This is a genomic window from Nonomuraea sp. B1E8 (assembly GCF_039871515.1).
Lineage (GTDB): Bacteria > Actinomycetota > Actinomycetes > Streptosporangiales > Streptosporangiaceae > Nonomuraea.
In genome coordinates this window covers 604748-629696 of record NZ_JBDPLS010000002.1, presented here as the reverse complement: position 1 = coordinate 629696, position 24949 = coordinate 604748, and the positions used below count along the sequence as shown (strand labels likewise).

The following is a 24949-nucleotide window of genomic DNA, read 5'->3' as shown; positions in this document are numbered from 1 at the left end:
GGCTTCAGCCCGCGACGGCGTAGGTCACGGCGCGGTCCTGGCCGAGCCGCGCCCCCTGGCGGAAGGCCGTCGCGAACGCCCTCCCGCCCAGCGCGCGGCGCGCCTGCTCCCTGCACTGCTCGTGCCATGCCGCGTGATACCACAGCCGTTCGGGCGCGGCCCCCATCGCCTGCCACAGAGCGTGGGCCGCGCCCATCAGTTCGGCGGCCCGCCGGTGCTCCTCGCGGGCACCCGCGATCCACGCCAGCACCTCCAGGCACTGGGTGAGGCACCAGCGGTCGTTGACCTCCCCGGTGAACAGGGCCGCCGACGTCACCAGCGCCTCTGCCCGGCGGCAGTCGCCCAGGTTCCAGCGGGCGACGCCGAGCGCCAGCTGGGCGTACGCGCGGGAGACGCGGGCGTGGTGCTTCTCGCAGAGCGCGAGCAGTTCCTCGCCGAACTCGGCGGCGCGTCCCGGGTGGCCGACGGAGCCGTACGCGGAGGCGTAGTAGAGGTTGAGCATGACGCCGTCGAGGTTCTCCTCCGCGCGGTGCAGGGCCAGCGACTCCTGCAGCAGCGAGAGCCCGCGCTCGGGGTCTCCGCTGGAGAACGCCGCGACGCCGGCGGTCCTGATGGCGTACGGCAGGACGGCCTCGTTGCCGGGGCGGCGGGCCAGGTCGAGGCACTCCCCCAGCCTGGGCAGCGCCATCACGAGGTCGCCCTGGCGCAGGGCGAGCATGCTGTCCACCCAGAGCGCCGTCGCGCGGGTCCTGCCGGGCTCCCGCACCAGGTACAGGCCGCGTTCGAGCCAGTATCTCCCCTCGATGAGCGATCCGGCCAGCAGCCAGTAGCACCACAACGCCGAGGCGGTGTCCAGCCCCACGCGCGTCAGCTCCGGCGTGCTCAGGCACGCTTCGAGGGCGACCCGCACGTTGGGCAGCTCGACCTGCAGCCGCCGGTAGCGTTCGAGCTGGTCGGGCACCATCCGGTCGATCTGGCTGCCCTCCACCAGCCGCCGGTAATGATCGACGTAGCGCTCGCGCAGCCGGTTCTTCTCGGAGGGCGCCAGCCGCTCGCAGCCGTACGCGCGCAGGCTCTCCAGCATGCGGTACCTGAGCCCGCGCTCCCTGCGCTCGCAGCACAGCACCGACTTGTCCACCAGCCCGGCCAGCAGGTCGAGCACGTCGGCGGCGTCGATCCCGTCGCCGGAGCACACCGACTCGGCGGTGTCCAGGTCGGCCCCGGCGGGGAACATCGACAGCCGGGCCCACAGCCGCTGCTCGGCCGCCGAGCACAGCCCGAAGCTCCATTCCGTGGTCGCGCGCACCGAGTGGTGGCGCGGCAGCGTGGCGCAGGTGTCGTCCTCCAGCACGTCGATCGGCTTGTCCAGGTCGCGTATCAGCTGGTCGAGCGACATCGTGCGGAGCCTGGCCACGGCCAGCTCGATCGCCAGCGGCACCCCCTCCAGGCGCTGGGCCAGCCGGGCCACGCGACACGCGTTGTCCGCGGCGAGGGAGAAGCCGGGCAGGACGTCCGCCATGCGGTCCTCGAGCAGGCGGACGGAGTCGTGGCGGGCGATCTCCCCGAGGGGCCGCCCCGGGTCGGGCACGCCCAGCGGCCGCACGGTCAGCACCTGCTCGCCGTAGACGCCCAGCGTCTGCCTGCTGGTCACGAGGATGCGCAGCCGGGGAGCGACCCGCAGCAGCCGGGTGACGAAGCGGGCGCAGATCGTGCACAGGTGCTCGCAGCTGTCCAGGACGAGCAACATCCGCTTGCCGGACATGTGGTCCACCAGCACGTTCATCGGGTCGGGGCCCGCGTCGCGCAACCCGAGCGCCGAGGCGACGGCCGGCTCCAGCAGCTCGCCGGTCTCCAGCGTGCCCAGCTCGACCACCCCGACACCGTCGCGGAACGCCCCCTTGACGTGCTCGACGATCTGGAGGGCCAGACGGGTCTTGCCCACGCCGCCCGCCCCCGTCAACGTGAGCAGCCGTCCGTGGATCAGCGCCTTCCTGGCCATGGCCAGCTCGCGTCTCCGGCCGACGAAGGAGGCTCCGCCGGTCAGCAGACCGCCGTTGGACTTCATGAGGAACTCCCCGGGTCTCGGTGGTCCTGCTCGCCGACCCAGACGGCGATCTGGGCCCGTGAGGTGAACCCGAGCTTGTTCAGGATGTGCTCGACATGCCCTTCGGCGGTCCGCTGGGCGATCACCAGCGAGGCGGCGATCGCCTTGTTGCTCATCCCCTGGGCGACGAGCCGGGCGATCTCCGTCTCTCTGCGGGTGAGCGGCGACGAATCGGCCGCCTGCCTGCCCGGCCGCGGGTCCTCACCCATGGCGTACGCGACCCCGGCGGTGGAGCCGAGCTCGGTGCCCTTGCGGAAGGCGGTGTCGAAGCGCCGTCCGCCGAGGCGTTCCCGCGTGGACGCCTCGCAGGCGTCGTGGTAGTCGGACAGGTTGCCGAACAGCGGTCCGCCGAACGAGCGCCAGTTCTCCCGCGCGGCCCCGAGCAGGACGGCGGCGCGCTCGGGTTCGTCCTCGGCCGCCATCCACGCCAGGGCCTCGATGCACAGGGCGATGCCCAGGCGGTCGTCGAAGGGCTGTTTGAGCCGGATGGCCAGGCGCTCCATCCCGACCGCCTCCGCGGTGTCCCCCTGCCGCCACTTCTCGATCCCGAACACCCACAGCGTGTACGACCTGAACCAGTGCTCCTGGCGGGCCTCGCACATCTCCAGGCACTCCTTGAAGTGCGTGACGGCCTGTTCGGAATGGCCGAGGAGCGAGTGCGCGGTGGCGAGGTAGATCAGCGCGTTCACCACACCCGTCTGGTCGTCCTCGTCGCGGCTGCGCTCCACCGCCTCGCCGAGCATCCTCAGGGCGCCGTCGAGGTCACGCTGGAGCAGGGCCGAGAAGCCGGCGACATAGGCGGACCTGGCCAGGATCGACTCCTCGCCGAGCCGCACGACCAGGCTGTGGCATTCGTCCAGCATGGCCGCCGCCACCGCGAAGTCGCTCTGCAGGACGGCCAGCCTGGCGTCGACGACGAGGGCACGGGCGCGGGCCGCGCTCGGCTCGTGGTCCACGGCGAGCAGGCGGTCCAGCCAGCTGCGCCCTTCGCGGAACGAGCCCGACGCGATCCAGTAGAAGCGCAGGGCCGTGGCGATGTCCAGGCCGGGTTCCGCCTCGCCCGGCGTCGTCAGGCAGAAGTCCAGGGCCGCGCGGATGTTGCCGTGCTCGGCGCGCAGGCGGGCGAACCAGGTCAGCTGGTCGGGGCCGTACCAGGCCTGCAGCGCGCGGTCCACCAGGTCCCTGCACCAGTCGCGATGCCGGAGCTTCAGTTCCTGCTCGCCGCCCGATTCCCGCAGCCGGTCGCGGCCGTACTGGCGGATGGTCTCCAGCAGCCGGTACCGCACCGACGAGCCGTGGTCCTCGCGGGCCAGCACCGACTTGCCGACGAGGCCGCTCACCAGTTCGACCATATCGTCCGGCTCGATGCCGTCGCCGGAGCACACCTGCTCGGCCGCCTCCAGGTCGACGCCTCCCGAGAAGACGGAGAGCCGGGCCCAGAGCAGCTGTTCCTGCTCGGTGCAGAGCCCGTAGCTCCAGTCGATCAGCGCCCGCAGCGTGCGCTGGCGGGGCATGGCGGTCCGCGCGCCCTTGGTGAGCAGCCGGAAGCGGTCGTCCAGCCGGGCCAGCAACTGGTCGACGGAGATGGCCCTGAGCGACACGGCGGCCAGCTCGATCGCGAGCGGGATGCCGTCCAGCCGCCGGCAGATCCGCGCCACACTGTCGCCGTTGGCGTCGGTGAGCTCGAAGCCGGGGAGCACGGCGTGGGCGCGGTCGACGAACAGCCGCACCGCGTCCGACTGCCGCAGCGACGCGGTGGACGGGCGATCGTTGTCCAGGCCGGGGACCACCAGCGGCGGCACCGGCATCGTCAGCTCGCCCATGACGCCGAGCGCCTGCCTGCTCGTCGCAAGAATGCTCAGGCGGGGCGCCGCGCGGATCAGCGTGGCCGCCAGGACCGCGCAGTCGTCCAGCAGGTGCTCGCAGTTGTCGAGGACCACGAGCAGGTGTTTGTCCCGCAGGTGGCCGGTGAGCACGTCGATCGGGGAGCGTACGGACCGGTCCTGGATTCCCAGGGCCTCGCTGACCGTCTGGGCGAGCAGCTCGGGGCTCTCCAGCGCGGCCAGCTCGACCAGACACACACCGTCGGGGAAGGCGCGCCGCACGTCGCACGCCACACGCAGGGCCAGCCGGGACTTGCCGACTCCTCCCACGCCGACGAGCGTCACCAGTCTGGACTCGGACAGGAGCCGTTTCACCTCGGCCGCCTCATGCCGGCGGCCCACGAAACTGTTCAGCTCCGCAGGCAACCGGCAGCCGTTCGCGATGTTCGACTCAGCCATGGCCTTGATCACCCCAGCGGCCCAGCAAGCCGCTGAGCCGTCAGTGTCGGACCTCCCCTAACCCAGGTTAAGCCCTGGCCGTTACATGCGAGCGCGCCGGGCGGGCGGGAAACCCCTGCTCAGGGTCGCCGGATGGCGGGCTCGCCGGGGTTGCGTCGCGGTCACGCGTGGAAGGAGTCCTTCGCCAGCTTGCGCAGGCGGGTCTCGTCGATGTCGTGGCCGAGACCTGACTGGGTGTACGGCACGGCGATCACGCCGGCGTTCGCGCCCACGATCGGGGTGACGATCTGGTTCTGCCGCGGCGGCTGCGTCACGTCGCACGGCAGCGTGCACCCGGGCAGGCTCGCCACCGCCACCGTCGCCGCCCGGGCCAGCCCCGCGCCCTGACCGCCCGCGCACTGGATGTCCCAGCCCGCCGCGGCGGCCCGGTCGTGCGCCCGCCTGGCCTCCGACAACGACGGGAACGCGGCGGGCCGCAGCAGCAGGACCCGCGCCGCGCGCAGCGTCAGGTAGTCGTCGAGACCCGCGATCGAGCCGACCTCGACGGCGACCGAGGCGGCCACCTGGTCCTGCAGCGAGGCGTGCGACTGGACGTCGCCGGCGTCGAAGGGCCGCTCGATGACCTCCAGGCCGTAGGAGTCGAGCGCGACGAGCTGGCCGAGGTCGGAGTAGGCGTTGCCGCAGTCGACGGCCAGGGTCAGCGCGGGGTACGCCTGCCGCACCGCGCGTACGGGCTCGACGTCCCATCCGGGCCTGATGTCCAGCGTGACGTGCCCGTAGCCGGCGCAGACCTGCTGGTTGACCCGGGACACGAGGCTCTCGACGGACAGGTCGGGCGCGATGCGCACGGTCGCCATGAGCGAGGTGCGGGTGCCGCCGATCGCCTCGGCGAGCGGCACCCCCCGCATCTTGGTCCACAGGTCCCAGCAGGCCATGTCGACCGCGGAGTCGCCGCTCGGCACGGTGTCGGGATGCTCCCAGTCCACGCCGATCAGCAGGGCCGCCAGCGACTCCTCCAGCCTCGACCAGGTCTTCGGCTGGGGGGAGGTCACCTCGCCCCAGCCGCTCATGCCGCCGTGGTCGGTGAGCTTCACGAGCAGGCTCTCCGACCTCTTGCCGAACGGCAGTGCCAGCCGGAAGACCTCAAGCTCCCGCACTCGCGGCATGTATCCCCCTCACCGGCGAGAGCCTGCCCCTCCGGCCGCCGCCCCAGGGTCGTACCCGGTCAGCGGAGGGCGGAAGGGGAGATTTCTCGTCGTTCTATGACGCGCTTCCCTCCATAGTGCCTGGTACCGCGGGCTTGGCAAAACGCGGGGCCAGCAGGAAAGCCAGCACCGCCAGCACGATGGTGAAGGTCAGACCGGCGAGGTAGTTCTCGGCGGCGGCCGTGAACAGGGCGCCGCTGACCGCGACGGCCACGACGGTGAACACCGACTCGCCGACGCCGACGGCCGCGCTGTTCTGGCCCTCCTCCCCCTCCTTGGACATCTCCAGCACCAGGACGGACACCGTGGGGTGCAGCGCGCCGATGCCGAGGCCCGCGGTGGCCATGGCCACGTACGCGACCGCGATCGGCACCGAGTCGATCAGCACGAGCGTCACCAGGGAGATGCCCAGGGCGATCATGGCGGCGCCGCCGCGGATGGCGGTCATGTCGCTGATCGCGCCGCGGCCCTTGATCCACGAGCCGGCGGACCAGCCGAGCGCGCCGATGGTGAGCACGATGCCGGCCCCGGTCGGGGTCAGGCCGCGCTCGCTGATCAGCATGAGCGGGACGAGCACCTCGGCCGCGGTCAGCGCGCCGAAGGCCAGGCCGCGCAGCACGGGCGCGGTCGGCAGGCCGCGGGCGGCCTTGAGCGAGCCGGGCAGCAGCAGCCGGGGCAGCGCCACGACCAGCAGGACGATCCCGGCGAGCAGCAGGGGCAGGCCGGCGAGCTTGAGCGCGCTGCCGTACTGGATGAGGGCGGCGGAGACGGCGGTCAGCATGGCCCAGACGAGCTTGCGTCCCAGGCCGGGGGCGGGCCCGGCGACGCCGTCCCGCACCTCACGTCCCGCGGTGCCGCGCCAGAGCAGCAACGCCGCCGGAACGACGATCAAGGAGACGCCGAGGAAGATCCACCGCCAGTCGATGGTCTCGACCACGAACCCGGCGATCGCCGGGCCGACCATTGAGGGCACCACCCAGGCGGCGGAGAACAGGGCGAACACCTTGGGATGCATCGCGCTCGGATAGACCCTGGCAACCAGTACATAAAGCGCAACCTGGATCAAACCCGCCCCAAGGCCCTGCACGAACCGGCCCGCGACGAACACCTCCATGGTCGGCGCGAACCCGGCCAGCAGCAGCCCGGCCACGAAACTCGTCACGCCGACGGCGATCGGCGGCAACGGTCCGCGTACGTCGCTCCACCGCCCGCCCAGCACCGTCGCGATCACACTGGCCGCCAGCGTGGCGCTGAAAGCCAGGTTGTACAGGTGCATGCCGCCGAGGTCGCGGGCCACGACCGGCATCGCCGTGGCCACCGCCATCGCCTCGAAGGCCGTCAACATGATCAGCGCGACCAGCCCCACGCTGAGCGCTCGATAGGGCGGGGCCACCACGCTCACCGGGGCGGCGGCCGCGGGCCCGTCAACAGTTGTCGTCATGGTGGCAAGCTATGGCGAACCCACAGGTCAGCACATCGGGCGCCGGCCCTAGGCCCTTGGACCTACGGCACGGTCACGGCATGCGCCCCTCCATCCCGTCGAGCAGGAGATCGAGCCGGTGGCGCCCCAGGGCCGAGGTCCCTAACCCTTGACCGCGGCGTGGCGCTCCGCCCACCGGGCGATGTCGCGCCGCTCGATCGCCGCCGCCATCAGGTCGGGGAACGCGTCAGGCGTGCACGCGAACGCGGGCACGCCCATAGCGGCCAGCGCGGCGGCGTTCTCATGGTCGTAGAACGGCGCGCCCTCGTCCGACAGCGCGAGCAGCACGATCACCTGCACCCCGGCCTGCGTCATGGCCGCCACCCTGCGCAGCAGCTTCTGCCTGACGCCGCCCTCGTACAGGTCGCTGATCAGGACGACGATCGAGCTGGCGGGCCTGGTGATGAGGCCCTGGCAGTAGGCGACGGCCCTGTTGATGTCGGTGCCGCCGCCGAGCTGCGTGCCGAACAGCAGCTCCACCGGGTCGTGCAGCTGGTCGGTGAGATCCACCACCGCCGTGTCGAACACCACCAGCGACGTCTTCAACGACCGCATCGACGCCAGCACCGCCCCGAACACGCTCGAATAGACGACCGAGGCCGCCATCGAACCGCTCTGGTCGACGCACAACACCACCTCGCGCTGGACGGACCGCTGCCTGCGGGCATGGCCCACCAGGCGGGAAGGGACGACGGTGTTCCTCTCCGGCAGGTAATTTCTGAGGTTGACCCTGATCGTACGGTTCCAGTCGATGTCGGCCACCCGCCTGGGGCGGTGAGTCCTGGCCGAGCGGTCGAGGGCGCCCGTCACCGCGGCCCTGGTCTTCTGCGCGAGCCGGCGTTCGAGCTCCGCCACCACCCGGCGCACCAGCGCCCTGGCCGACTCGCGCGCCCGTTCGGGCATGACCTTGTTGAGCGCGAGCAGGGTGCCGGCCAGGTGCACGTCGGGCTCCACCGCCTCGAGCATCTCGGGTTCGAGGAGCAGCCGGGTGAGGTTGAGCTTCTCGATCGCGTCCTTCTGCATGACCTGAACGACCGTCGAGGGGAAATAGGTGCGGATGTCGCCCAGCCAGCGGGCCACCCTCGGGGCCGACGCGCCCAGCCCGCCTCCGCGACCACCCTGCTCGCGGACGGGCTCGTAGACGGCGGCCAGCGCCGCGTCCATCCCCGCGTCGGCGCCCTCCAGAGCACACCCGGTCCCGTCGGCGTCGCCACCGCCCAGCACCAGCCGCCACCGGCGCATCCGCTCGTCCGCCGCGCTCATCGCTCCGCCTTCCCACGCCATCGTCCCCAGGCTGCCCTCATCACCCGCACCCCTTCACCGCCGAACCCGGCCGACGTTCCTCACCGCGGAACCCCCACCGCCGGATCCCACCACCCGAGCCCGCCGAACCCCACCGCAGGACTTCGCCATCCGTTGACCGGCCCGTCCGTGCTCCCGCCGGCCTGCCGGCCCAGGGGCGCTCATCGGCCCGCCGTGCCGAGAATGGAGAGCACGGTCGCGACGGCGGGCGCGGCGCGGCGTTCGTCGACGGCCTGCGCCCGCTCTCCCGCCTCACCACCGGCCGAGCGCAGCCGCTCGCCGACCGCCCGCCGCTCCGGCGCGGCGAACGTGCCGAACGTACGGCGCAGCAGCGGCAGCACGTCGGTGAACTGGTCGGAGGACAGCCCGGTGAGCCAGCCGTCCACGAGGCCGAGCAGCCGCGGATCGTGCACCAGCAGCAGCCCTCCCCCGGCCAGGAACCCCTCGACCCACGCCGCCGCCCGCGCCGGCGGCTGGCCCCGCGACATGGCCCTGGACATACGGTCGCCGGCGTCGTCAAGCCCTCCGCAGTCGAGCAGGATCCGGGTGAGCCGGCCCTCGATCAGCCCGTGCAGATCCTGCCTGTCGCTGATGCCCCGCAGTGTGCCCAGCCACTGCCTCCTCGGCGACACCGGCTCCTCGCCCGCACCCTCGCCGGACCTCGCTCCTCCTGGACGCGGCACGCCTCCCGCATCCGTCCCGTTTCCCTCGCCCTGAGCGCCGGGCTCGGACGTCGGCCCGGCGGGGGCGGGACCGGGCGGCTCGTCGAGGAGGGCGACGGCCGAGTGAACGCCGTCCACGTGCTTGAGCAGCCCCGCCGCCGCCTCGTCGTCAAGCCCCGTGACCGCCACCGGCAACCCGACGCAGATCCGGTCCAGCATCGACCGTACGATCGCCGCCAGCCCCTCCGCCGGGGTGCCGCGCACGTCGCCGTAGCGGTGGGCCCGGACCATCGCGGGCAGCGCCGCCATGAGATGCGTGACCTCGGTGTCCAGGGCCGCCTTGGCCGACAGCGCCGCCAGCACCTCGGGCAGCGCCTCCGGTAGTTCGGCCAGCAGGCACTGCTCGACCAGCGACGTCAGATCCGCCAGCGCCACCGGCTCCGCCGCCGCAAGGCCCGTGGCCCGCTGGGTGGCGGCGGCCTCGACGGTGGTGCCGAGGGCGGCGTGTTCGATGAGCGCCAGGTCGTGCTCCGGCCGCCACCGCAGCGTCCAGGTCTCCCTGAACGTGCCCTTCCCCCGCGCCTGCCCCGGCGTCCCCCAGTCGACGCCGAGCAGGCGCAGGCGGTGCAGCAGGTGGCTGCGGTCGAGGTCGAGCGGCTTGCGCAGGTCGAGGTCGATCTCCCGGTCGGGCGCCTCTGGTTTGAGCCTGAGCCGCCGCCGCTGCTCGCGCAGGTCGCGCTGGATCGGCACCATCGGCGTGCCGTCGCTGACGTGGCCGAGCCGGTCGCCGACGACCATGCGCCGCTGGATCAGCTCCACGGCCAGGTCGTCGCCCTCGCACAGCACGGCCCTGGCCGCCTCGGTGACCTCGCCGAGCCCGGCCAGCGGCCTGCCACGCAGGGCCGCGAGACCGTGCGCGAGGCGTACGGACTCGATGACGTGCGCGGACGACACCGGCAGGCCCTCGTCGCGCAGCACCCCCGCGGCCCCGGCCAGCCACCGCTCCACGGGCCGGTCAGGCGCGTCGAACAGGTGGTGGTACCAGCCGGGCGACGAGATGCCCGCGCCGTAGCCGCTCCACGAGGCCAGCCGCCCGTACGTCCACGGCACCCACGTCAGCTCCGCCTTCACCTTCGGCAGGCCGCGCAGCAGCGCGTTGTCCGCGCCGGCCGGGGGCAGGGGCTCCGCCAGCGCGGGCACGTGCCAGGCGCCGCAGATCACCGCGATCCGCCCGTAGCCCTGCTTGATCGCCGCGCGGAGGGTCTTGCGCATGTACGCCTCGCGCCGGGCCTCCCGCTCGTCCGGCTGGTGGCCCTCGCGCACCGCCGCCATGGCCTCGGCGATCACGGCGAAGGGCGTGTCGCCGCGGTGCTCGACGACGTCCTCCCACCAGCGTTCCGGGTCGTCGTATCCGGCGGCCGCGGCCAGCGTCCCGATGGGGTCGGCCCGCAGCCCGGCCACCTTCTCCCCGCCGTCGCCCGCCAGCGAGTGGGCGGCGGGCAGGTCGCAGAAGCGCACCGGGACGCCGGCGGACGTGCCGTACACGATGGCCTGCCATTCCGGGGAGAACACCGCGAACGGCCAGAACGCCGCACGGGACGGTTGTCCCGGCACGTGGGCGAGCAGCGCGACGGGCGGCTCCATGCCGGGGGCGAGCGAGACGATCGGGTCGGCCTCCGGCGGGCCCTCGATGAGGATCGCGTCGGGCCGCAGCCGCTCCAGCTCGTCGCGCACGGCCCGCGCCGACCCCGGCCCGTGGTGGCGTACGCCCAGCACGACAACCTCCGCCCGCCCGGTGCCCGGCGCGTCGGCGGGCCCGGAGGGTGGGCGGGGGTTCATGACACCTCGCGGCAGGCGCGGTAGAAGTCGCGCCAGTCCGGCCGCTCGCGTACGACGGTCTCCAGGTATTCGCGCCACACCACCCGGTCCGACACCGGCTCCTGGACCACCGCGCCCACGATCCCGGCCGCCACGTCGGACGGGCGCAGCACGCCGTCGCCGAAGTGGGCGGCCAGCGCGATGCCGCTGGTGAGGACGGAGATCGCCTCGGCCGTGGACAGGGTGCCGCTGGGCGACTTGACCTTGGTGCGGCCGTCTTCGGTGACGCCCGCGCGCAGCTCCCTGAACACCGTCACCACCCGGCGGATCTCCGCCAGTCCCGTCGTCGTCTCCGGCAGCTCCAGTGAGGCGCCGAGCTGGGTGACGCGGCGGGCGACGATGTCGACCTCCTCCTCGGCGGTGGCGGGCACGGGCAGCACCACCGTGTTGAAGCGGCGGCGCAGCGCGCTGGACAACTCGTTGACGCCCCGGTCACGGTCGTTGGCGGTGGCGATGACGTTGAAGCCGCGTTCGGCCTGAACCTCTCGGTTGAGCTCGGGGATCGGCAGCGTCTTCTCCGACAGCACGGTGATGAGGGCGTCCTGTACGTCGGACGGCATGCGGGTGAGCTCCTCGACGCGGGCCACGCGGCCCTCGGCCATCGCGCGCATCACCGGCGACGGGGTCAGCGCCTCGATCGACGGGCCCTCGGCCAGCAGCCTCGCGTAGTTCCAGCCGTACCTGATGGCCTCTTCCGCGGTGCCCGCGGTGCCCTGCACGAGCAGCGTCGAGTCGCCGCTGATGGCCGCGGCGAGGTGCTCAGACAGCCACGTCTTGGCGGTGCCGGGCACCCCGAGCAGCAGCAGCGCGCGGTCGGTCGCCAGCGTGGCGACGGCCACCTCGACGATGCGCCGCGCGCCCACGTATTTCGGGGTGACGCGCTCGCCGTCGCCCAGGAGGTAGGTGGTGACGGCCCACGGGGACAACCTCCAGCCGGGCGGCCTCGGCCGGTCGTCGTCCTTGGCGAGCAGGGCCAGCTCCTCGGAGTACTGGTCTTCCGCGTGCGGGCGCAGAACGGTCATGAGCCCTCCCTCGTCGTCGTCTCACTCACGGAAAGCTCCTTGTACATGTCGGCACGGAAACGCAGCAGGGCGGCGACCTGCTGGATGGACTCCACGGGCGAGTAGCTCTCGGCCAGCGGGAACAGGGCCGGGTCGATGTGCTCGCCCGCCAGCTTGACCAGCTCGCCGAGGTTCCACGGTTGCGTGGTGGCCACCTTCACGATCTTGCGGAGCACGGCCGTGGCCAGTTCGTCGCGCCAGTGGGACGAGACACCGCCCAGCACCATGATCAACTGACTGTCCAGGTCGTGCTTTCTCACGAAATCAGCGGCGAGCTCCTGCTGCTCGTTCGGCGGAAGGCATTCGAGAAGGTCCGCGATCGGGTCCCAGCCGAACATCGCCCGGGCCCACTCCGGCTCCTTCTGCAGCACGGCGGCGCGCACCCAGGCCGTCTTCACCTCGGCGTCCCAGTCGGGGATCGTCATCCGGAGCAGCCTGGCGGGCGGGTGGCCCCAGATCGCCAGCGGGGCGCGGGCGATGATCTGCTGCAGCCACCAGGCCCGCTCTCCGATGCCCCTGGGCGGCTTGGCCCGGACGCCGTCACGCTCCATCGCCTTGTCGCAGGACCCGGGGGCTTCGACGGTGATGACGTCGCCGGCGATCGTCACGCACGCTCGCGCCCGCTCGGCCATGCGCTGCGACAGGCGCGACCCGGGGAGCCGGGCGAGCAGGTTGGCGGCGGCCTGGCGCACCTCCCTGCGGCGGTCGTCGAGCACCTGCTCGAGGAACGGCTCGTCGTCCATGCTCAGCCCGTCGGCCAGCACCTCCGCGAACTCGGCCCGGTCGTCCGGCGTCTCGCTCTCCCACGTGCTCTCGAGCAGCCGCCGGGCCCGCGCGGGGTCGTCCGACCTGACGCGGCGCAGATGAGCCCGCCGGTCGGCGGCGGAGCCCAGCTCCCAGGTCTCGCCGGTGGGCTCCTCCAGGAGGTAGGCCCAGGCGGGATTGAGGCCGGCCAGCCAGCGGCCGCGCTGCCCGGCGAGAACGCCCAGGTGCACTCTGATCGAACGGTCACGCCGGCCGCGTTCGAGCAACTCGGGCAGCGCGTACGGGGGCACCCTGCGGCCGGTCGCGGCGGCCGCGGCCAGCCACTCCGCCAGCAGCCGCTCCTGCTCGCCGCCCAGAATCCTCATCAGCCGCTCGGCCGCACGCCTGCCGACGGCCGGCCGCTCCTCGTCAGGCGCCCGCTCCTGCTCCACGACCTCTCCGAGCGGCCGGCCCGCCCGCCGCCGCGCCACCTCCACGGCGGCGCTCGCGAGCAGATCTCCGGTGTACGGTCTGCGGTCGGTGCCCACGAGAGCCGCCGACGCCAGCTCCTCCCAGCCCGTCACAGGATCACCGCCCTTCCGTCACCGTCCCACGTGGTCAGCGGCCGCAGGCCCTGGGGCGTCCACTCGACGGCCACCGTGACCGGGCGTCCGCCCGAAACGGCGATGAGCCGCCAGGGATCACGGGCCTTGAGGTGCAGCGGCAGGCCGCCCAGCCGGGTTCGCCCGGGCACCACGCCGGTGAGGACGAGCGGCCACGACTCCGTCCAGGGATCCCCCGCCAGCGCCCTGGCCACCTCGTCCAGCGCCTCTTCCGGCGACACTCCCGGCGGACCGGAGAAGTCGGGCAGGGCAGGCGGTCCTGGCACCGTCTCGGAGCGGTCTGAGGGCTCGGGCGATGGGACGGTGCCGCGGCGGGCGGCGACGAGGGCCCGAAGCGGGGCGGCACCCGGGTAGTAGGTGAGGTCGGCATCGATCGTGGTGCCCGTGACCAGGGAGGCGTCGAGCGACTGGCCCTGCGGAGCGAACGAGAGGACCAGCGCGGGCCGCCCCGTGCGCCTGCCGCGCAACCAGACCTTGCGCGCCGTCAGCCGATCCTGCACCTCGTCACGTCCGCCGAGAACGTCCCAGTGATCCCGTACGGCGGGTCTCGCCAGCACCTCTTCCCTGGTAACGGGGAACCCGGTGCGGATCAGCACGGTCTGCCCCAGCGCCGGGGGCAGCCCGGCCCGCAGACGGTAGGCGACGGCCAGCAGGTTGAGCAGCGCGTATTCCTCCAGCAGCCGCCCCGGCCAGCCCTCCTCGGAACGGACCCGGCCCAGCCTGGAGACCATGCCCGCCACTCCGGGCGCCTGGGCGTCGACGAGCCGCTTGGCCAGACCCTCCCAGTCGTGCTCCGCGGCTCCCGCCAGCCCCTGCCGCACCTGGTCGGACAGCCACCGCTCCAGCTCCGCCAGCCCTGACGCGACCCGCCCGTGGCGTACGGACTCCCCGCCACGCCCTCGCCCGGACGTCTCCTCCCCAGTGGGTTGTGCACCATGGGATCCTCCGGACACCCCATCCCCGTCACCTGATCGCACGGCACCGTCACCCGGCCGGCGGGCGGCCTCGATCCTGGCCGCCCGCTCGGCGCGTGCCTTCACCCACTCGGTCACCCACTGCGGCGCCGCCTCCTGGGCGGGAACACCGTCGGCGGACCACAGGAGCAGCAAGCCGAGCGTGTGCTTGCACGGGAACTTGCGGCTCGGGCAGCTGCATCGGTAGGCGGGCTCGGTGAGATCGACACAGGCCAGGTAGGGCTTGGCCCCGCTGCCCTTGCACTCGCCGTACAGCATCGTGCCCGCCGTGCCGCGCAACGACCATTTCCCGGGCGTCGCCAGCCCCTGGGCCGCCTTCTGGGAGGAGGCGTCGGGGGCGAGAGCGAGCACCTGGTCACGGCTCCACCGTTCGATCACCTGCCGCAGACTAGCCAGCCCGACCGACATTTCGCCCCGAGTCCCGGAGATCACCGAAAGCGCCGGCCGGCCGGCACAGGACCGCCCGAGACCACCCGGCCGACGTACAGCCCCCGGGGCCCACCCCGAACGGACGGATCGGGCACCGCGATGCGTCCGGCGTACCCATAAACTGGGCCGGGTGGAGCTACGGATCTACCCCGGCGGCCCGTCCGTCCAGGTGGCTGACGAGGCCGCGGCGCTGGCCAGCCGGCTCGACGGGCAGCTCGTCCTCGACGGCAACCGCTTCCTGCGCAGAGACGTGACCGGCGCCCCGGTGGCGTTCGTCGAGCGGCCGCCCGTCGCCGAGGCCCTCGACCTGCTCCCCCACCCCGAAGGCGGCTGGTTCAGGGAGACGTGGCGGTCGGCGGCTGCGTTCCGGCCGGACGGCTACCCGGGGCCGCGGGCCAGCGCCACCGGCATCTACTTCCTGCTCCAGCCGGGCGAGCAGTCTGTCCCGCACGCGGTGAGGTCGGACGAGGTCTGGCTGTGGCATCGTGGCGGGCCGCTGACCCTGACCGTCGGGGACGACACGATCACGCTCGGGCCTGACGTCGAACGCGGCCAGGTGCCGCAGGCCGTCGTGCCCGGCGGGGTGTGGCAGTCGGCCAGGCCGGTGGGCGACGAACCGGTGCTGGTGAGCTGCATCGTCTCGCCAGGCTTCGACTTCGCCGACTTCACCGCCTGATCGCGCCGACCCTGGGCGCGGTCCTCACGAGTGTGGGCTGCCGTGCCGGATCGCGAAGCCCGTCCTGCGAGCAAAACCGGTTGACGGGCGGCGCCGGAGAACGCTGACATGGGCCCGGTCCGGACGAAGAAGGGTGCCCATGGGCAGGATGCATGACGAAGAGCTCGACATCGACGCCGGGCTCGTCCGCCGGTTGGTGGCCGGCCGGTTCCCGCAGTGGGCGGGCCTGCCGGTCGAGCCGTTCCCCTCGGGCGGCACGGTCAACGCGATCTTCCGGCTCGGTGACGACCTGGCCGTACGCCTGCCGCGCGTCGCGTGGGGCGCCGACGACGTGACGAAGGAGCACCACTGGCTGCCGCGGCTCGCCCCGCTGCTGCCCGCCGCCGTCCCCACGGTGCTCGGCCTGGGCGAGCCCGCCGAGGATTTCCCCTGGCCGTGGTACGTCTACCGCTGGCTCGACGGCGCCAACCCCGACCCGGCCCACCTCTCCGACGCCGGGTCGCTGGCCGAGGATCTGGCGCGGTTCGTCGCCGCGTTCCAGCGCATCGATCTGCCGGGCGGGCCGGTCGCCTACCGGGCGGGGCCGCTGTCGACGGTGGACGCCGGGACGCGGGCCGCGATCGGCGAACTGGAAGGGCTGATCGACACCGCCGCCGCGACGGCGGCGTGGGAGGAGGCGCTGCGGGCCCCCGAGTGGGAGGGCCCTCCCGTGTGGGCGCACTCCGACCTGATGCCGGCCAACCTGCTGGTCGAGGACGGCCGGCTCGCCGCCGTGATCGACTTCGCGACCGCGGGCGTGGGCGATCCCGCCTGCGACCTGATCCCGGCCTGGAACCTGCTGCCGCCCTCCGCCCGGCGGACTTTCCGCGACGCGCTCGGCGCCGACGACGCGGCCTGGGCCCGCGGGCGCGGCTGGGCGCTGTCCATGGCCCTGATCCAGCTCCCCTACTACCGTCACAGCAATCCGTCGATCGCCGCCAACGCGCGGCATGTGATCGACGCCGTGCTGACCGGCTGACGACGCGGTTTTCTTGGGTTTTTTCCGGCGAGATGATTGTCTGTCCGGAGGAACTATGAGGAGGGCACCGGTGAGCCGTCAGATCGTTTCCGTGGTGGGTGGCAAGGAAGCCGCCGTCGCCGGCACGTACACATCGCTGAACCCCGCCCGCACGGGCGAGGTCGTGGCCCGGGTCGGGCTGGCCGACGCGGGCACGTTCGCCGCCGCCTGCCGTACCGCCAAGGAGGCCCAGCGCGAGTGGGCCAGGGTGCCCGCTCCCGTACGCGGCCGGGTGATCGCCTCCATCGGGCGGCTGGTGGAGGCCAACGCCGAGCGGCTGGCCCGGCTGGTGACGGAGGAGATCGGCAAGCCGTACGCCGAGGCGCTGGGCGAGGTCCGGGAGATCGTCGACACCTGCGACTTCTTCCTCGGCGAAGGGCGCAGGCTGTACGGCCAGACGGTCCCGTCGGAGATGCCGGACAAGAACCTGTTCACGTTCCGCAACCCGATCGGCGTGGCGGCGGTCGTCACCGCGGGCAACTTCCCGGTCGCCGTGCCCTCGTGGTATCTGGTGCCGGCCCTGCTCTGCGGCAACGCCGTCGTCTGGAAGCCCGCCGAGTACGCCGCCGCGTCCGCGGAGGCCATGTTCCGGCTGTTCACGGCCTCCGGGCTGCCCGACGGGGTTTTGAACATCGTGTTCGCCGGCGGCGCCGACACCTTCGACGGCCTGGAGCTGGCCCTCGGCGAGGGCACCGTGCAGAAGGTCGGCTTCACCGGCTCCAGCGAGGTGGGCAGGAAGGTCGGCGAGCTGGCGGGGCGTCACCTGCAGTCGGCCTGCCTGGAACTGGGCGGCAAGAACCCGATGGTGATCATGCCGGACGCGGACCTGGACCTGGCCGTGGAGGGGGCGCTGTTCTCCGGGTTCGGCACGGCGGGGCAGCGCTGCACCAGCCTCGGCACGGTCATCGTGCACGAGAGCGTGCACGACGAGTTCGTCGAGCGGTTCGCGCGGGCGCTGCGCGCGGCCGACATCGGCGACCCGGCGGGCGACGTGCTGGCGGGCCCGCTGCTCGACCAGAAGTTCGCCGACCGGTACGAGGAGTTCCTGACCTGGCTCCAGCCGCACCACAAGGTCGTGTCAGGAAATGTCGGGCGGATCACGGAGGACAACCCGCGCGGCGACTTCGACGGCGGCGAGGGCCTCTACTACCACCCGGTCATCGTCGACGGCGTCCAGCCGGGCGACCGGCTGTTCCTGGAGGAGACGTTCGGCCCGATCGTGGGCGTGACCTCGTTCGCCACCCTCGACGAGGCCATCGAGCTGGCCAACCTGCCCGGCTACGGCCTGTCGAGCTCCATCTACACCACGAACGCCAGGCACGCCTTCCGCTTCCGCGAGGGCATCTCGGCCGGCATGGTCAGCGTCAACAACTCGACGTCCGGCGCCGAGGCGCACCTGCCGTTCGGCGGCAACGGCAAGTCCGGCAACGGCAGCCGCCAGTCGGGCATGTGGGTGCTCGACCAGTTCACCCGCTGGCAGTCCATGAACTGGGATCATTCGGGCCGGCTGCAGAAGGCGCAGATGGACGTCGCGGAGATCGAGCCGGACCTGGACTTCCGCCTCCCGTGAAAGCCGGCGGGGGCTCCTCGGCGAGGAGCCCCCGGAAGACGCGGTGCCGTCGTCAGACCTGGCCGGCCTTCTCCAGCGCGGCGCAGCAGGTGCCCACCAGCAGGCGGGCGACCACGTACGGGTCGACGTTGGCGTTGGGGCGGCGGTCCTCGATGTAGCCCTTCTTGTCCACCTCGACCTGCCACGGGATGCGGACGGAGGCGCCGCGGTCGGAGACGCCGTAGGTGTACTTGTTCCACGGGGCGGTCTCGTGGTGGCCGGTCAGGCGCAACTCGATGTCGGCGCCGTACTGGGAGACGTGCTCCATCGGCTTGTCACCCTCGCCGAGCGACTCGCAGGCGGTGATGATGGCGTCGTAGCCCTCGCGCATGGCGCGGGTGGAGAAGTTGGTGTGCGCGCCGGCGCCGTTCCAGTCGCCGCGGGCGGGCTTGGCGTCGAGCGTGGCCTCCACCCCGAACTCCTCGGCCGTCCGGTAGAGCAGGTAACGGGCGACCCACAGGTGGTCGGCGACCTCGAGAGGACCGGCCGGGCCGACCTGGAACTCCCACTGGCCCGGCATGACCTCGGCGTTGATGCCGGAGATCTTCAGGCCGGCGGCGAGGCAGCGGTCGAGGTGGAGCTCGACGATCTCGCGGCCGAACACGGCCTCGGCGCCGACACCGCAGTAGTAGTGCCCCTGCGGCGCGGGGAAGCCGCCCTCGGGGAAGCCGAGCGGACGGCTGCCCTTGAAGAACGTGTACTCCTGCTCGATGCCGAACCAGGAGTCCTGCTCGGCGTACTGCTCGGCGACCGGGCGGAGCAGGGCGCGGGTGTTGCTCGGGTGGGGCTCGCCGTCGGTCTCCTCGACCTCGCACAACACGAGGACGTTGTCGCCGCCGCGCATCGGGTCGGGGCAGGTGAACACCGGGCGGAGCACGCGGTCGGACGCGTGGCCCACGGCCTGGTTCGTGCTGGAGCCGTCGAAGCCCCAGACCGGAGGCTCGACCCCGTCGGCCACGATCTTCGTCTTCGAGCGCAGCAGAGCCGTGGGCTCGGTGCCGTCGATCCAGATGTACTCAGCCTTGTAGCTCACGGCGGTCCTTTCGGGTTCTTTCAGCCACGCCGAGTCTTACGGACGACCGTTTCCCGATTTTTGCCCGTATGTGAACGCCGTGTTAATCAGCACCACTCATGCCGCGGGTCAGCTCTCCCGTACGGTGCCGTCGGCCTCGACGGTGAGCACGACATTCGGGCCGCCCTCCCCGCAGCCGGGCCCGTTGGGGAAGCGCCCCTTCGGGGTGACCGTGACAGTGTGCTCGGCCACCGGCTCGGAGCCCGCTCCCTTGAGCGTCAGCCGTACCTCCACCGGCCGTTTCGGCAACCCCTCGACGGTGCCGAAACCGCTCTTGTCCGCGGTCGGGACCGCGGTCACCGAACAGGTGTCACCGTCGCAGGTCTCCTCCCCGGCCCGCCGGACCGTACGCAGCTCGGCCCTGGCCTGCCGGCAGGCGCCGTCCCAGCACACCTCCATCTCAGCGGTGTCCGCCTGGGCGGCGACCGGCGCCCTGACCATCACCGACACGCCGACGGGGGTGCCGATCAGCGTGCACGGCGTCCCCTCCGAGCATGCGGCCGGCGCGACGGCGAACAGGGCGGCGATGAGGGCGATTCGATGCACACTTCTCAGACGTCGCCCGGCCCCCGCGGGTTCGACGCCCGCCCAGGACACCCCCGCGGGCGCCGAGGCTTACCCCCGCCGTGATCGGGTAGCTCATGCCGAGTCGCGAGCCCTACCCCGAGTCGCCCATCGCGACGGCCTGCAGAGAGGGAGCCCCGAGTGGACGTGCCCACCGTGGTGTGGTGGCTGACGATCGCAGGGATCGCCGGCCTGCTGCTCTTCGACTTCGTCTTCCACGTACGCGAAGCGCACATCCCCACCCTGCGCGAGGCGTCCTTCTGGTCGGCTCTGTACGTCGGCGTCGCCCTGGTGTTCGGCGTGGCCGTGTGGATCTTCGGCGGTCCGGACCCGGGAGCGGAGTATTTCGCCGGATACATCACGGAGAAGGCGCTGTCGGTCGACAACCTGTTCGTCTTCCTCGTCATCCTGGGCAGCTTCAAGGTGCCGCGGGCGGGCCAGCAGAAGGTGCTGCTGTTCGGCATCGTGTTCTCGCTGATCGCGAGGAGCGGGTTCATCTGGCTCGGGGCGACGCTGATCGACCGGTTCGCCTGGGTGTTCTACGTGTTCGGCCTCATCCTGCTGCTGACGGCGGGCAACCTGCTCAAGCCCGAGGGCGGGGACAGCCACACCCCGGACAACTTCATGGTCCGCACCGCCCGCCGGCTGCTGCCGGCGTCCGACACGTACGACGGCGACAAGCTGTTCACCGTCGAGAACGGCCGGCGGGTGATGACGCCCATGGTGCTCGTCATGGTCGCCCTCGGCGGCACCGACATCCTGTTCGCCCTCGACTCCATCCCGGCGATCTTCGGCCTGACCCAGGACGTCTACCTCGTCTTCACCGCCACCGCGTTCTCCCTGATGGGGCTCCGGCAGCTCTACTTCCTGCTCGACGGCCTGCTCGACCGGCTGATCTATCTGTCGTACGGGCTGGCCGTCATCCTCGGCTTCATCGGCGTGAAGCTGATCCTGCACGCCCTGCACGAGAACAACGTGCCGTTCATCAACGACGGCGAGCCGGTGCCGGTGATCGAGATCACCACCGGGCTGTCCCTGCTGGTGATCCTCGGCGTGCTGCTGGTCACCGTGGTGGCCTCGCTGGTCAGCGGCCGGGGGCGGGCACAGAACGCGGTCTCCGCCGCGCGCCGGCACGCGCAGGAGTACCTGGAGGTGGAGCACGACCCGGACGTGCGCGAGCAGGTCTACCGGCGGCTGCTGGCCGAGGAGGAGCAGCTCAGGCGCCTGCCGGAGAAGCACAGGCGGTGGATCCGGGAGGAGGAGAGTCTCATGACGCTCCTGCGCCGCGCCCACGAGGAGCACGACCGGGCCTGACCGCCCGCGCGCATGGTACGAGTGCGGGTGTCGACCTCTCGGAGGCGACACTCCGTGCGGCATGGGCGTGCAACGTTCGTGCAACCCCCATTGGCTCAACTCAAGAGGTAGCGAAAGATGTGAGGATCCCTTGCGAACACCTGGAGTGCACGATGACAGATCCTGCCATGGAGACCGTCGACTCCTTCGGCATGACGGCCGAGCGCCAGTTCGCCGAGGTGTGGTCGAGGACGGCCCTGTCGGACAGGGATCGTCGCCTGCTCCTTCTCGGGCTCCTCGTCGGGCAGGGCTTCGACGAGTTGACGGACGTCCAGCTCGACGCGGCCCTGCGCACCGGCGACCTCACCGAGCCCGAGCTGCGCGAGGTGGTCATCTTCGTCACCCACTACGCGGGGTGGATCCGGGGCGCCAGGCTGAACGGCCGGGTCGAGGAGCTGATCGAGCGGGTCAGGCGGGCTCGATCCGGTAGAGCGGGCCCTGCAGGCTGAGCGCGTAGAGCTCGCCGTCGTGCCCCTCGCCGAACGACGACAGCTGCTCGACCTCGCCGACCTCCGCCGCCTCATCGGGCGCGTCGGCGGGTGCGGCCCTGATCCAGCCGGCGCAGAAGTCGCCGTACACGAAGCGCCCCCGCAGCCAGGGGATCTTCGTACCGCGGTAGACGGGCCCGGCGATCACCGAGCAGTTGCCGTCCTCGCCCAGCGGATAGACGATCACCGGTTCGGTCAGGTCGCCGCCCTTGCCGCCGTGGAAGCGCTCCTTGCCCTCGCGCAGGCTCCAGCCGTAGTTCTCGCCGCCCTTCGAGCCCGCCGGCTGGTGGTCGACCTCCTCCCACTCGTTCTGGCCGACGTCGCCGATCCACAGGTCGCCGGACTCGCGGTCGAAGGCGAACCGCCAGGGGTTGCGCAGCCCGTACGCCCAGATCTCGCCCTTGGCGCCCTTCCTGCCGGCGAACGGGTTGTCCTCGGGGATCGTGTACGGGTCTCCGCGCGGGTCGACGCGCAGGATCTTGCCGAGCAGCGTGCCGAGGTCCTGGCCGTTGCCCTGCGGGTCGCCGGCGCCGCCGCCGTCGCCGAGCGCGATGTAGAGGTGACCGTCGGGCCCGAAGGCCAGCTGGCCGCCGTTGTGGTTGGCGAACGGCTGCTCCTGGGTGAGCACGTCACGCCTGGCCGTCGCCGTGGACCCGTCGTAGGCCCATTCGGTGACGTGGGTGTCGCCCTGGGCGTCGGTCCAGTCGAGGTAGACCCACCGCCCGCTGGGATGGAACGCCACGCCGAGCAGCCCCTGCTCGTTGCCGCCGCTCACCTCGCGGGACAGGTCGATCACCGTGTCGCCGGCGGAGGTGCGCAGCCTGCCGGTCTGCTCGGCGACGTAGAGGCGGTCGTCACCCTCGCGCACGGCGAACGCGACGGGCTTGTCGAACTCGCCGATCTTCGCGAACCGCAGCCGGCCCCGCTCGGCCGGCGCGGCGGTGGTGGGCGCGGACGCCGAAGGGGCGGCGGTCGCGGTGGCCGCGGGGCCGGTCGATCCGGCGGAGGGCCCGGGCGAGGGCGCCTGGCCCGAGCAGGCGGTGACGGCCAGGAGGAGGAGCACGGCCAGGACGGGGCGCACGGCGTCATCCTGCCATGAAGGTTAAGGTTCAGCCATGCCTACCGCACTGATCACGGGCGCGACCGCCGGCATCGGCGCCGCCTTCGCCCGGCGCCTGGCCGCCGACGCGTTCTCACTCGTCCTGGTCGCGCGCGACGAGCAGCGGCTCGTCCGCAACGCCGAGCAGCTCAGGCTCCGCTACGGCGTCAACGTCGAGGTGCTGGCCGCCGACCTGGCGAGCGACGAGGGGATCGCCAGGGTCGAGTCCAGGCTCCGCGAGGGGGTCGACCTGCTGGTCAACAACGCCGGCTTCGGCAACGCCGGCAGCTTCCCCGACGCGCCCGTCGAGGACGAGATGCGCATGCTGCGGGTGCACTGCGAGGCGGTCCTGCGGCTGACGCTGGCCGCGCTGCCCGCGATGAAGAAGCGCGGCAGGGGCGCGATCGTCAACGTGGCGTCCGCGGCGGCGTTCTTCACCCGCGGCACCTACGGAGCGTCCAAGGCGTGGGTGGTCAGCTTCAGCGAGGCGGCGGCGCACCAGGTGGGCCACCCGCGCATCCGGATCATGGCGCTGTGCCCCGGTTTCGTGCGGACGGAGTTCCACCAGCGCGCCGGGATGGATCCCTCGGGCATCCCCGGGCCGCTGTGGCTCAAGGCCGACGACGTGGTCCGCGGCGCGATGCGCGACCTGGCGCTGGGCAAGAGCGTGTCGGTGCCGAGCCTGCGCTACAAGGTCATCGTCGGGGTCGGCCGGTTCGTGCCGCGGAGCCTGCAGGCCATGGTGTCGGCCAGGATCGGCCGCTGACCTTCCGCCCGGCAAGGGGCGGGAAGGGGGCGGGAGAGGAAAAGGACGGGCCCCCGCCGCGGGAGGGGGTCGCGGTGGGGGCCCGAGCGGCCGTGAGCGTGCTCACGACCGGGAATCAGGAGCCGGCGGGAGACTCAGCGGTTGGCCTCGTGGCCGATGGCCAGTCCGGAGGTCTGGTCGAAGAAGTGCAGGTTGTGCGTGTCGACGACCAGGTCGAGGTTCTGGCCGGAGCGCGCGTGGCTGCGGGCGTTGACGCGGGCCGTCCACAGGGACTTGTCGCCCACGAGCGGCAGCGACGCCTCCTCGTCGTCTCCGGAGTCGGCGGCCGCCACGGTGTCCTTGTGCTCGACCGGCGGGGCGTCGATCAGGAACAGCACGTTGATCTCGGAGCCCAGCTCCTCGGTGACCTCCACCTTGACCGGCAGGGTGGCCCAGCCGTTGGCGTGGTTGCCGGCCGACGTGGCGTCCTCGAAGTCGGACGGGCGGATGCCGAGGATGATCTTCTTGCCGATGTACTGGTCGAGGCCCGGCTTGTCGGTGAAGGTCGACTCGGGGATCGACAGCTTGATGTCGGCGAAGGTGACCGCGGCGCCGTCGTCGCCGCGGACGAGCTCGGCGGTGACGAAGTTCATCGCGGGCGAGCCCATGAACCCGGCCACGAACAGGTTGACCGGCTTGTCGAACAGGTTCTGCGGGGTGTCGACCTGCTGGAGGATGCCGTCCCGCAGCACGCAGACCCGGTCGCCGAGGGTCATGGCCTCGACCTGGTCGTGGGTGACGTACACCGTGGTGACGCCGAGGCGCTCGTGCAGCGTGTTGAGCGAGGCGCGCATCGAGACGCGGAGCTTGGCGTCGAGGTTGGACAGCGGCTCGTCCATGAGGAAGGCCTGCGGCTCACGCACGATGGCGCGGCCCATCGCGACACGCTGGCGCTGACCACCTGACAGCGCGGCGGGCTTGCGCTTGAGGTAGGTCTCGAGGCCGAGCATCTTGGCCGCCTCGCCGACGCGCTTCTGGATCTCCGCCTTCGGCATCTTGCGGAGCTTGAGGCCGAAGGCGAGGTTCTCCTCGACCGTCATGTGCGGATAGAGCGCGTAGTTCTGGAAGACCATCGCGATGTCGCGGTCCTTGGGCGGCAGGTGGTTGACGACCTTCTCGCCGATCGAGATCTCGCCGCCGCTGATGTCCTCCAGGCCCGCGATCATCCGGAGCGCGGTCGACTTACCGCAACCGGACGGACCGACCAGCACCATGAACTCGCCATCCTTGATCTCAAGGTTGAGCCCGTTCACGGCCTTTACGCCACCGGCGTAGATTTTGTCAACGTTCGTCAGAACGATGGATGCCATGACATTCCTTCGCGCTCCAGGGCTGTGGCCCGGATGTTGGTTCCGTGTGCCCACTCGCGTGGATACGTTTTCAAGCATCTCACCCGAAACGGACATCGGTGTCAAGGGTTGCAGCGTGACCAGCCGTTGCCGAAACGGTGCACTTCCCGATTTCCGGAAATCATGATGGAAT

At 72.0% G+C, this 24949-nt stretch carries 19 protein-coding genes; 6 read left to right on the top strand and 13 right to left on the bottom strand.

The window, feature by feature from the left end; genetic code table 11:
* Positions 1–4: 4 nt before the first annotated feature.
* From ABGA98_RS11915 to ABGA98_RS11875, 9 genes are all read right to left on the bottom strand, one after another.
* The gene (locus ABGA98_RS11915; protein ID WP_347618275.1) at positions 5–2065 is read right to left on the bottom strand and encodes an NB-ARC domain-containing protein; all 2061 of its coding nucleotides are present in this window, start codon (positions 2063–2065) and stop codon (positions 5–7) included.
* Entirely contained in the window at positions 2062–4386 is a 2325-nt protein-coding gene (locus tag ABGA98_RS11910) for a LuxR C-terminal-related transcriptional regulator (RefSeq protein ID WP_347618274.1), read from the bottom strand. The genes ABGA98_RS11915 and ABGA98_RS11910 overlap by 4 nt, the downstream gene beginning before the upstream one ends.
* Positions 4387–4547: 161 nt before the next feature.
* On the bottom strand, positions 4548–5552 hold the full coding sequence (locus ABGA98_RS11905; protein WP_347618273.1) for an enolase C-terminal domain-like protein: 1005 nt from the start codon (positions 5550–5552) through the stop codon (positions 4548–4550).
* A 94-nt stretch (positions 5553–5646) separates the two neighbouring features.
* Positions 5647–7032: an MFS transporter gene (locus ABGA98_RS11900; RefSeq protein WP_347618272.1), complete on the bottom strand. Its 1386-nt coding sequence runs from the start codon at positions 7030–7032 to the stop codon at positions 5647–5649.
* A 141-nt stretch (positions 7033–7173) separates the two neighbouring features.
* Complete coding sequence (locus tag ABGA98_RS11895; RefSeq protein ID WP_347618348.1) at positions 7174–8334, bottom strand: VWA domain-containing protein; 1161 nt, start codon at positions 8332–8334, stop codon at positions 7174–7176.
* 200 nt (positions 8335–8534) lie between these two features.
* The gene (locus ABGA98_RS11890; RefSeq protein ID WP_347618271.1) at positions 8535–10874 is read right to left on the bottom strand and encodes a DUF5682 family protein; all 2340 of its coding nucleotides are present in this window, start codon (positions 10872–10874) and stop codon (positions 8535–8537) included.
* On the bottom strand, positions 10871–11935 hold the full coding sequence (locus ABGA98_RS11885) for an AAA family ATPase (protein ID WP_347618270.1): 1065 nt from the start codon (positions 11933–11935) through the stop codon (positions 10871–10873). Before ABGA98_RS11885 ends, ABGA98_RS11890 begins: the two co-directional genes overlap by 4 nt.
* Entirely contained in the window at positions 11932–13302 is a 1371-nt protein-coding gene (locus ABGA98_RS11880) for a DUF5691 domain-containing protein (protein WP_347618269.1), read from the bottom strand. The genes ABGA98_RS11885 and ABGA98_RS11880 overlap by 4 nt, the downstream gene beginning before the upstream one ends.
* Positions 13299–14693, bottom strand: coding sequence for an SWIM zinc finger family protein (locus tag ABGA98_RS11875; protein ID WP_347618268.1), 1395 nt, complete (start codon positions 14691–14693; stop codon positions 13299–13301). Before ABGA98_RS11875 ends, ABGA98_RS11880 begins: the two co-directional genes overlap by 4 nt.
* Positions 14694–14874: 181 nt before the next feature.
* Between ABGA98_RS11875 and ABGA98_RS11870 the strand changes: the two genes are divergently transcribed.
* From ABGA98_RS11870 to ABGA98_RS11860, 3 genes are all read left to right on the top strand, one after another.
* Positions 14875–15420, top strand: coding sequence for a cupin domain-containing protein (locus ABGA98_RS11870; protein ID WP_347618267.1), 546 nt, complete (start codon positions 14875–14877; stop codon positions 15418–15420).
* 139 nt (positions 15421–15559) lie between these two features.
* Positions 15560–16438 carry an aminoglycoside phosphotransferase family protein gene (locus ABGA98_RS11865; RefSeq protein WP_347618266.1) on the top strand — a complete coding sequence of 293 codons (879 nt, stop codon included), beginning with the start codon at positions 15560–15562 and terminating at the stop codon, positions 16436–16438.
* A gap of 70 nt (positions 16439–16508) precedes the next feature.
* Positions 16509–18047, top strand: a complete 1539-nt coding sequence (locus ABGA98_RS11860) for an aldehyde dehydrogenase family protein (RefSeq protein ID WP_347618265.1) — start codon at positions 16509–16511, stop codon at positions 18045–18047.
* 52 nt (positions 18048–18099) lie between these two features.
* Here ABGA98_RS11860 and glnII read toward each other — a convergent pair whose 3' ends face one another.
* Positions 18100–19119 (bottom strand): glutamine synthetase, encoded by a 1020-nt coding sequence (gene glnII / locus ABGA98_RS11855; RefSeq protein ID WP_347618264.1) that lies wholly within the window; start codon positions 19117–19119, stop codon positions 18100–18102.
* A 108-nt stretch (positions 19120–19227) separates the two neighbouring features.
* Positions 19228–19704: a hypothetical protein gene (locus ABGA98_RS11850; protein ID WP_347618263.1), complete on the bottom strand. Its 477-nt coding sequence runs from the start codon at positions 19702–19704 to the stop codon at positions 19228–19230.
* Positions 19705–19863: 159 nt separating this feature from the next.
* On the opposite strand from ABGA98_RS11850, the gene ABGA98_RS11845 reads away from it, so the two are divergent.
* On the top strand, positions 19864–21036 hold the full coding sequence (locus ABGA98_RS11845; RefSeq protein WP_347618262.1) for a TerC family protein: 1173 nt from the start codon (positions 19864–19866) through the stop codon (positions 21034–21036).
* Between the two features lie 152 nt (positions 21037–21188).
* Positions 21189–21524: a carboxymuconolactone decarboxylase family protein gene (locus ABGA98_RS11840; protein WP_347618261.1), complete on the top strand. Its 336-nt coding sequence runs from the start codon at positions 21189–21191 to the stop codon at positions 21522–21524.
* Here ABGA98_RS11840 and ABGA98_RS11835 read toward each other — a convergent pair.
* Positions 21484–22644, bottom strand: coding sequence for a PQQ-dependent sugar dehydrogenase (locus ABGA98_RS11835; protein ID WP_347618260.1), 1161 nt, complete (start codon positions 22642–22644; stop codon positions 21484–21486). The genes ABGA98_RS11840 and ABGA98_RS11835 overlap by 41 nt on opposite strands.
* A 34-nt stretch (positions 22645–22678) precedes the next feature.
* On the opposite strand from ABGA98_RS11835, the gene ABGA98_RS11830 reads away from it, so the two are divergent.
* Positions 22679–23428 (top strand): SDR family oxidoreductase, encoded by a 750-nt coding sequence (locus ABGA98_RS11830; RefSeq protein ID WP_347618259.1) that lies wholly within the window; start codon positions 22679–22681, stop codon positions 23426–23428.
* 134 nt (positions 23429–23562) lie between these two features.
* Here the strand turns inward: ABGA98_RS11830 and ugpC are convergent, their stop codons facing one another.
* The gene (ugpC, locus tag ABGA98_RS11825) at positions 23563–24777 is read right to left on the bottom strand and encodes a sn-glycerol-3-phosphate ABC transporter ATP-binding protein UgpC (RefSeq protein WP_347618258.1); all 1215 of its coding nucleotides are present in this window, start codon (positions 24775–24777) and stop codon (positions 23563–23565) included.
* Positions 24778–24949 lie beyond the last annotated feature (172 nt).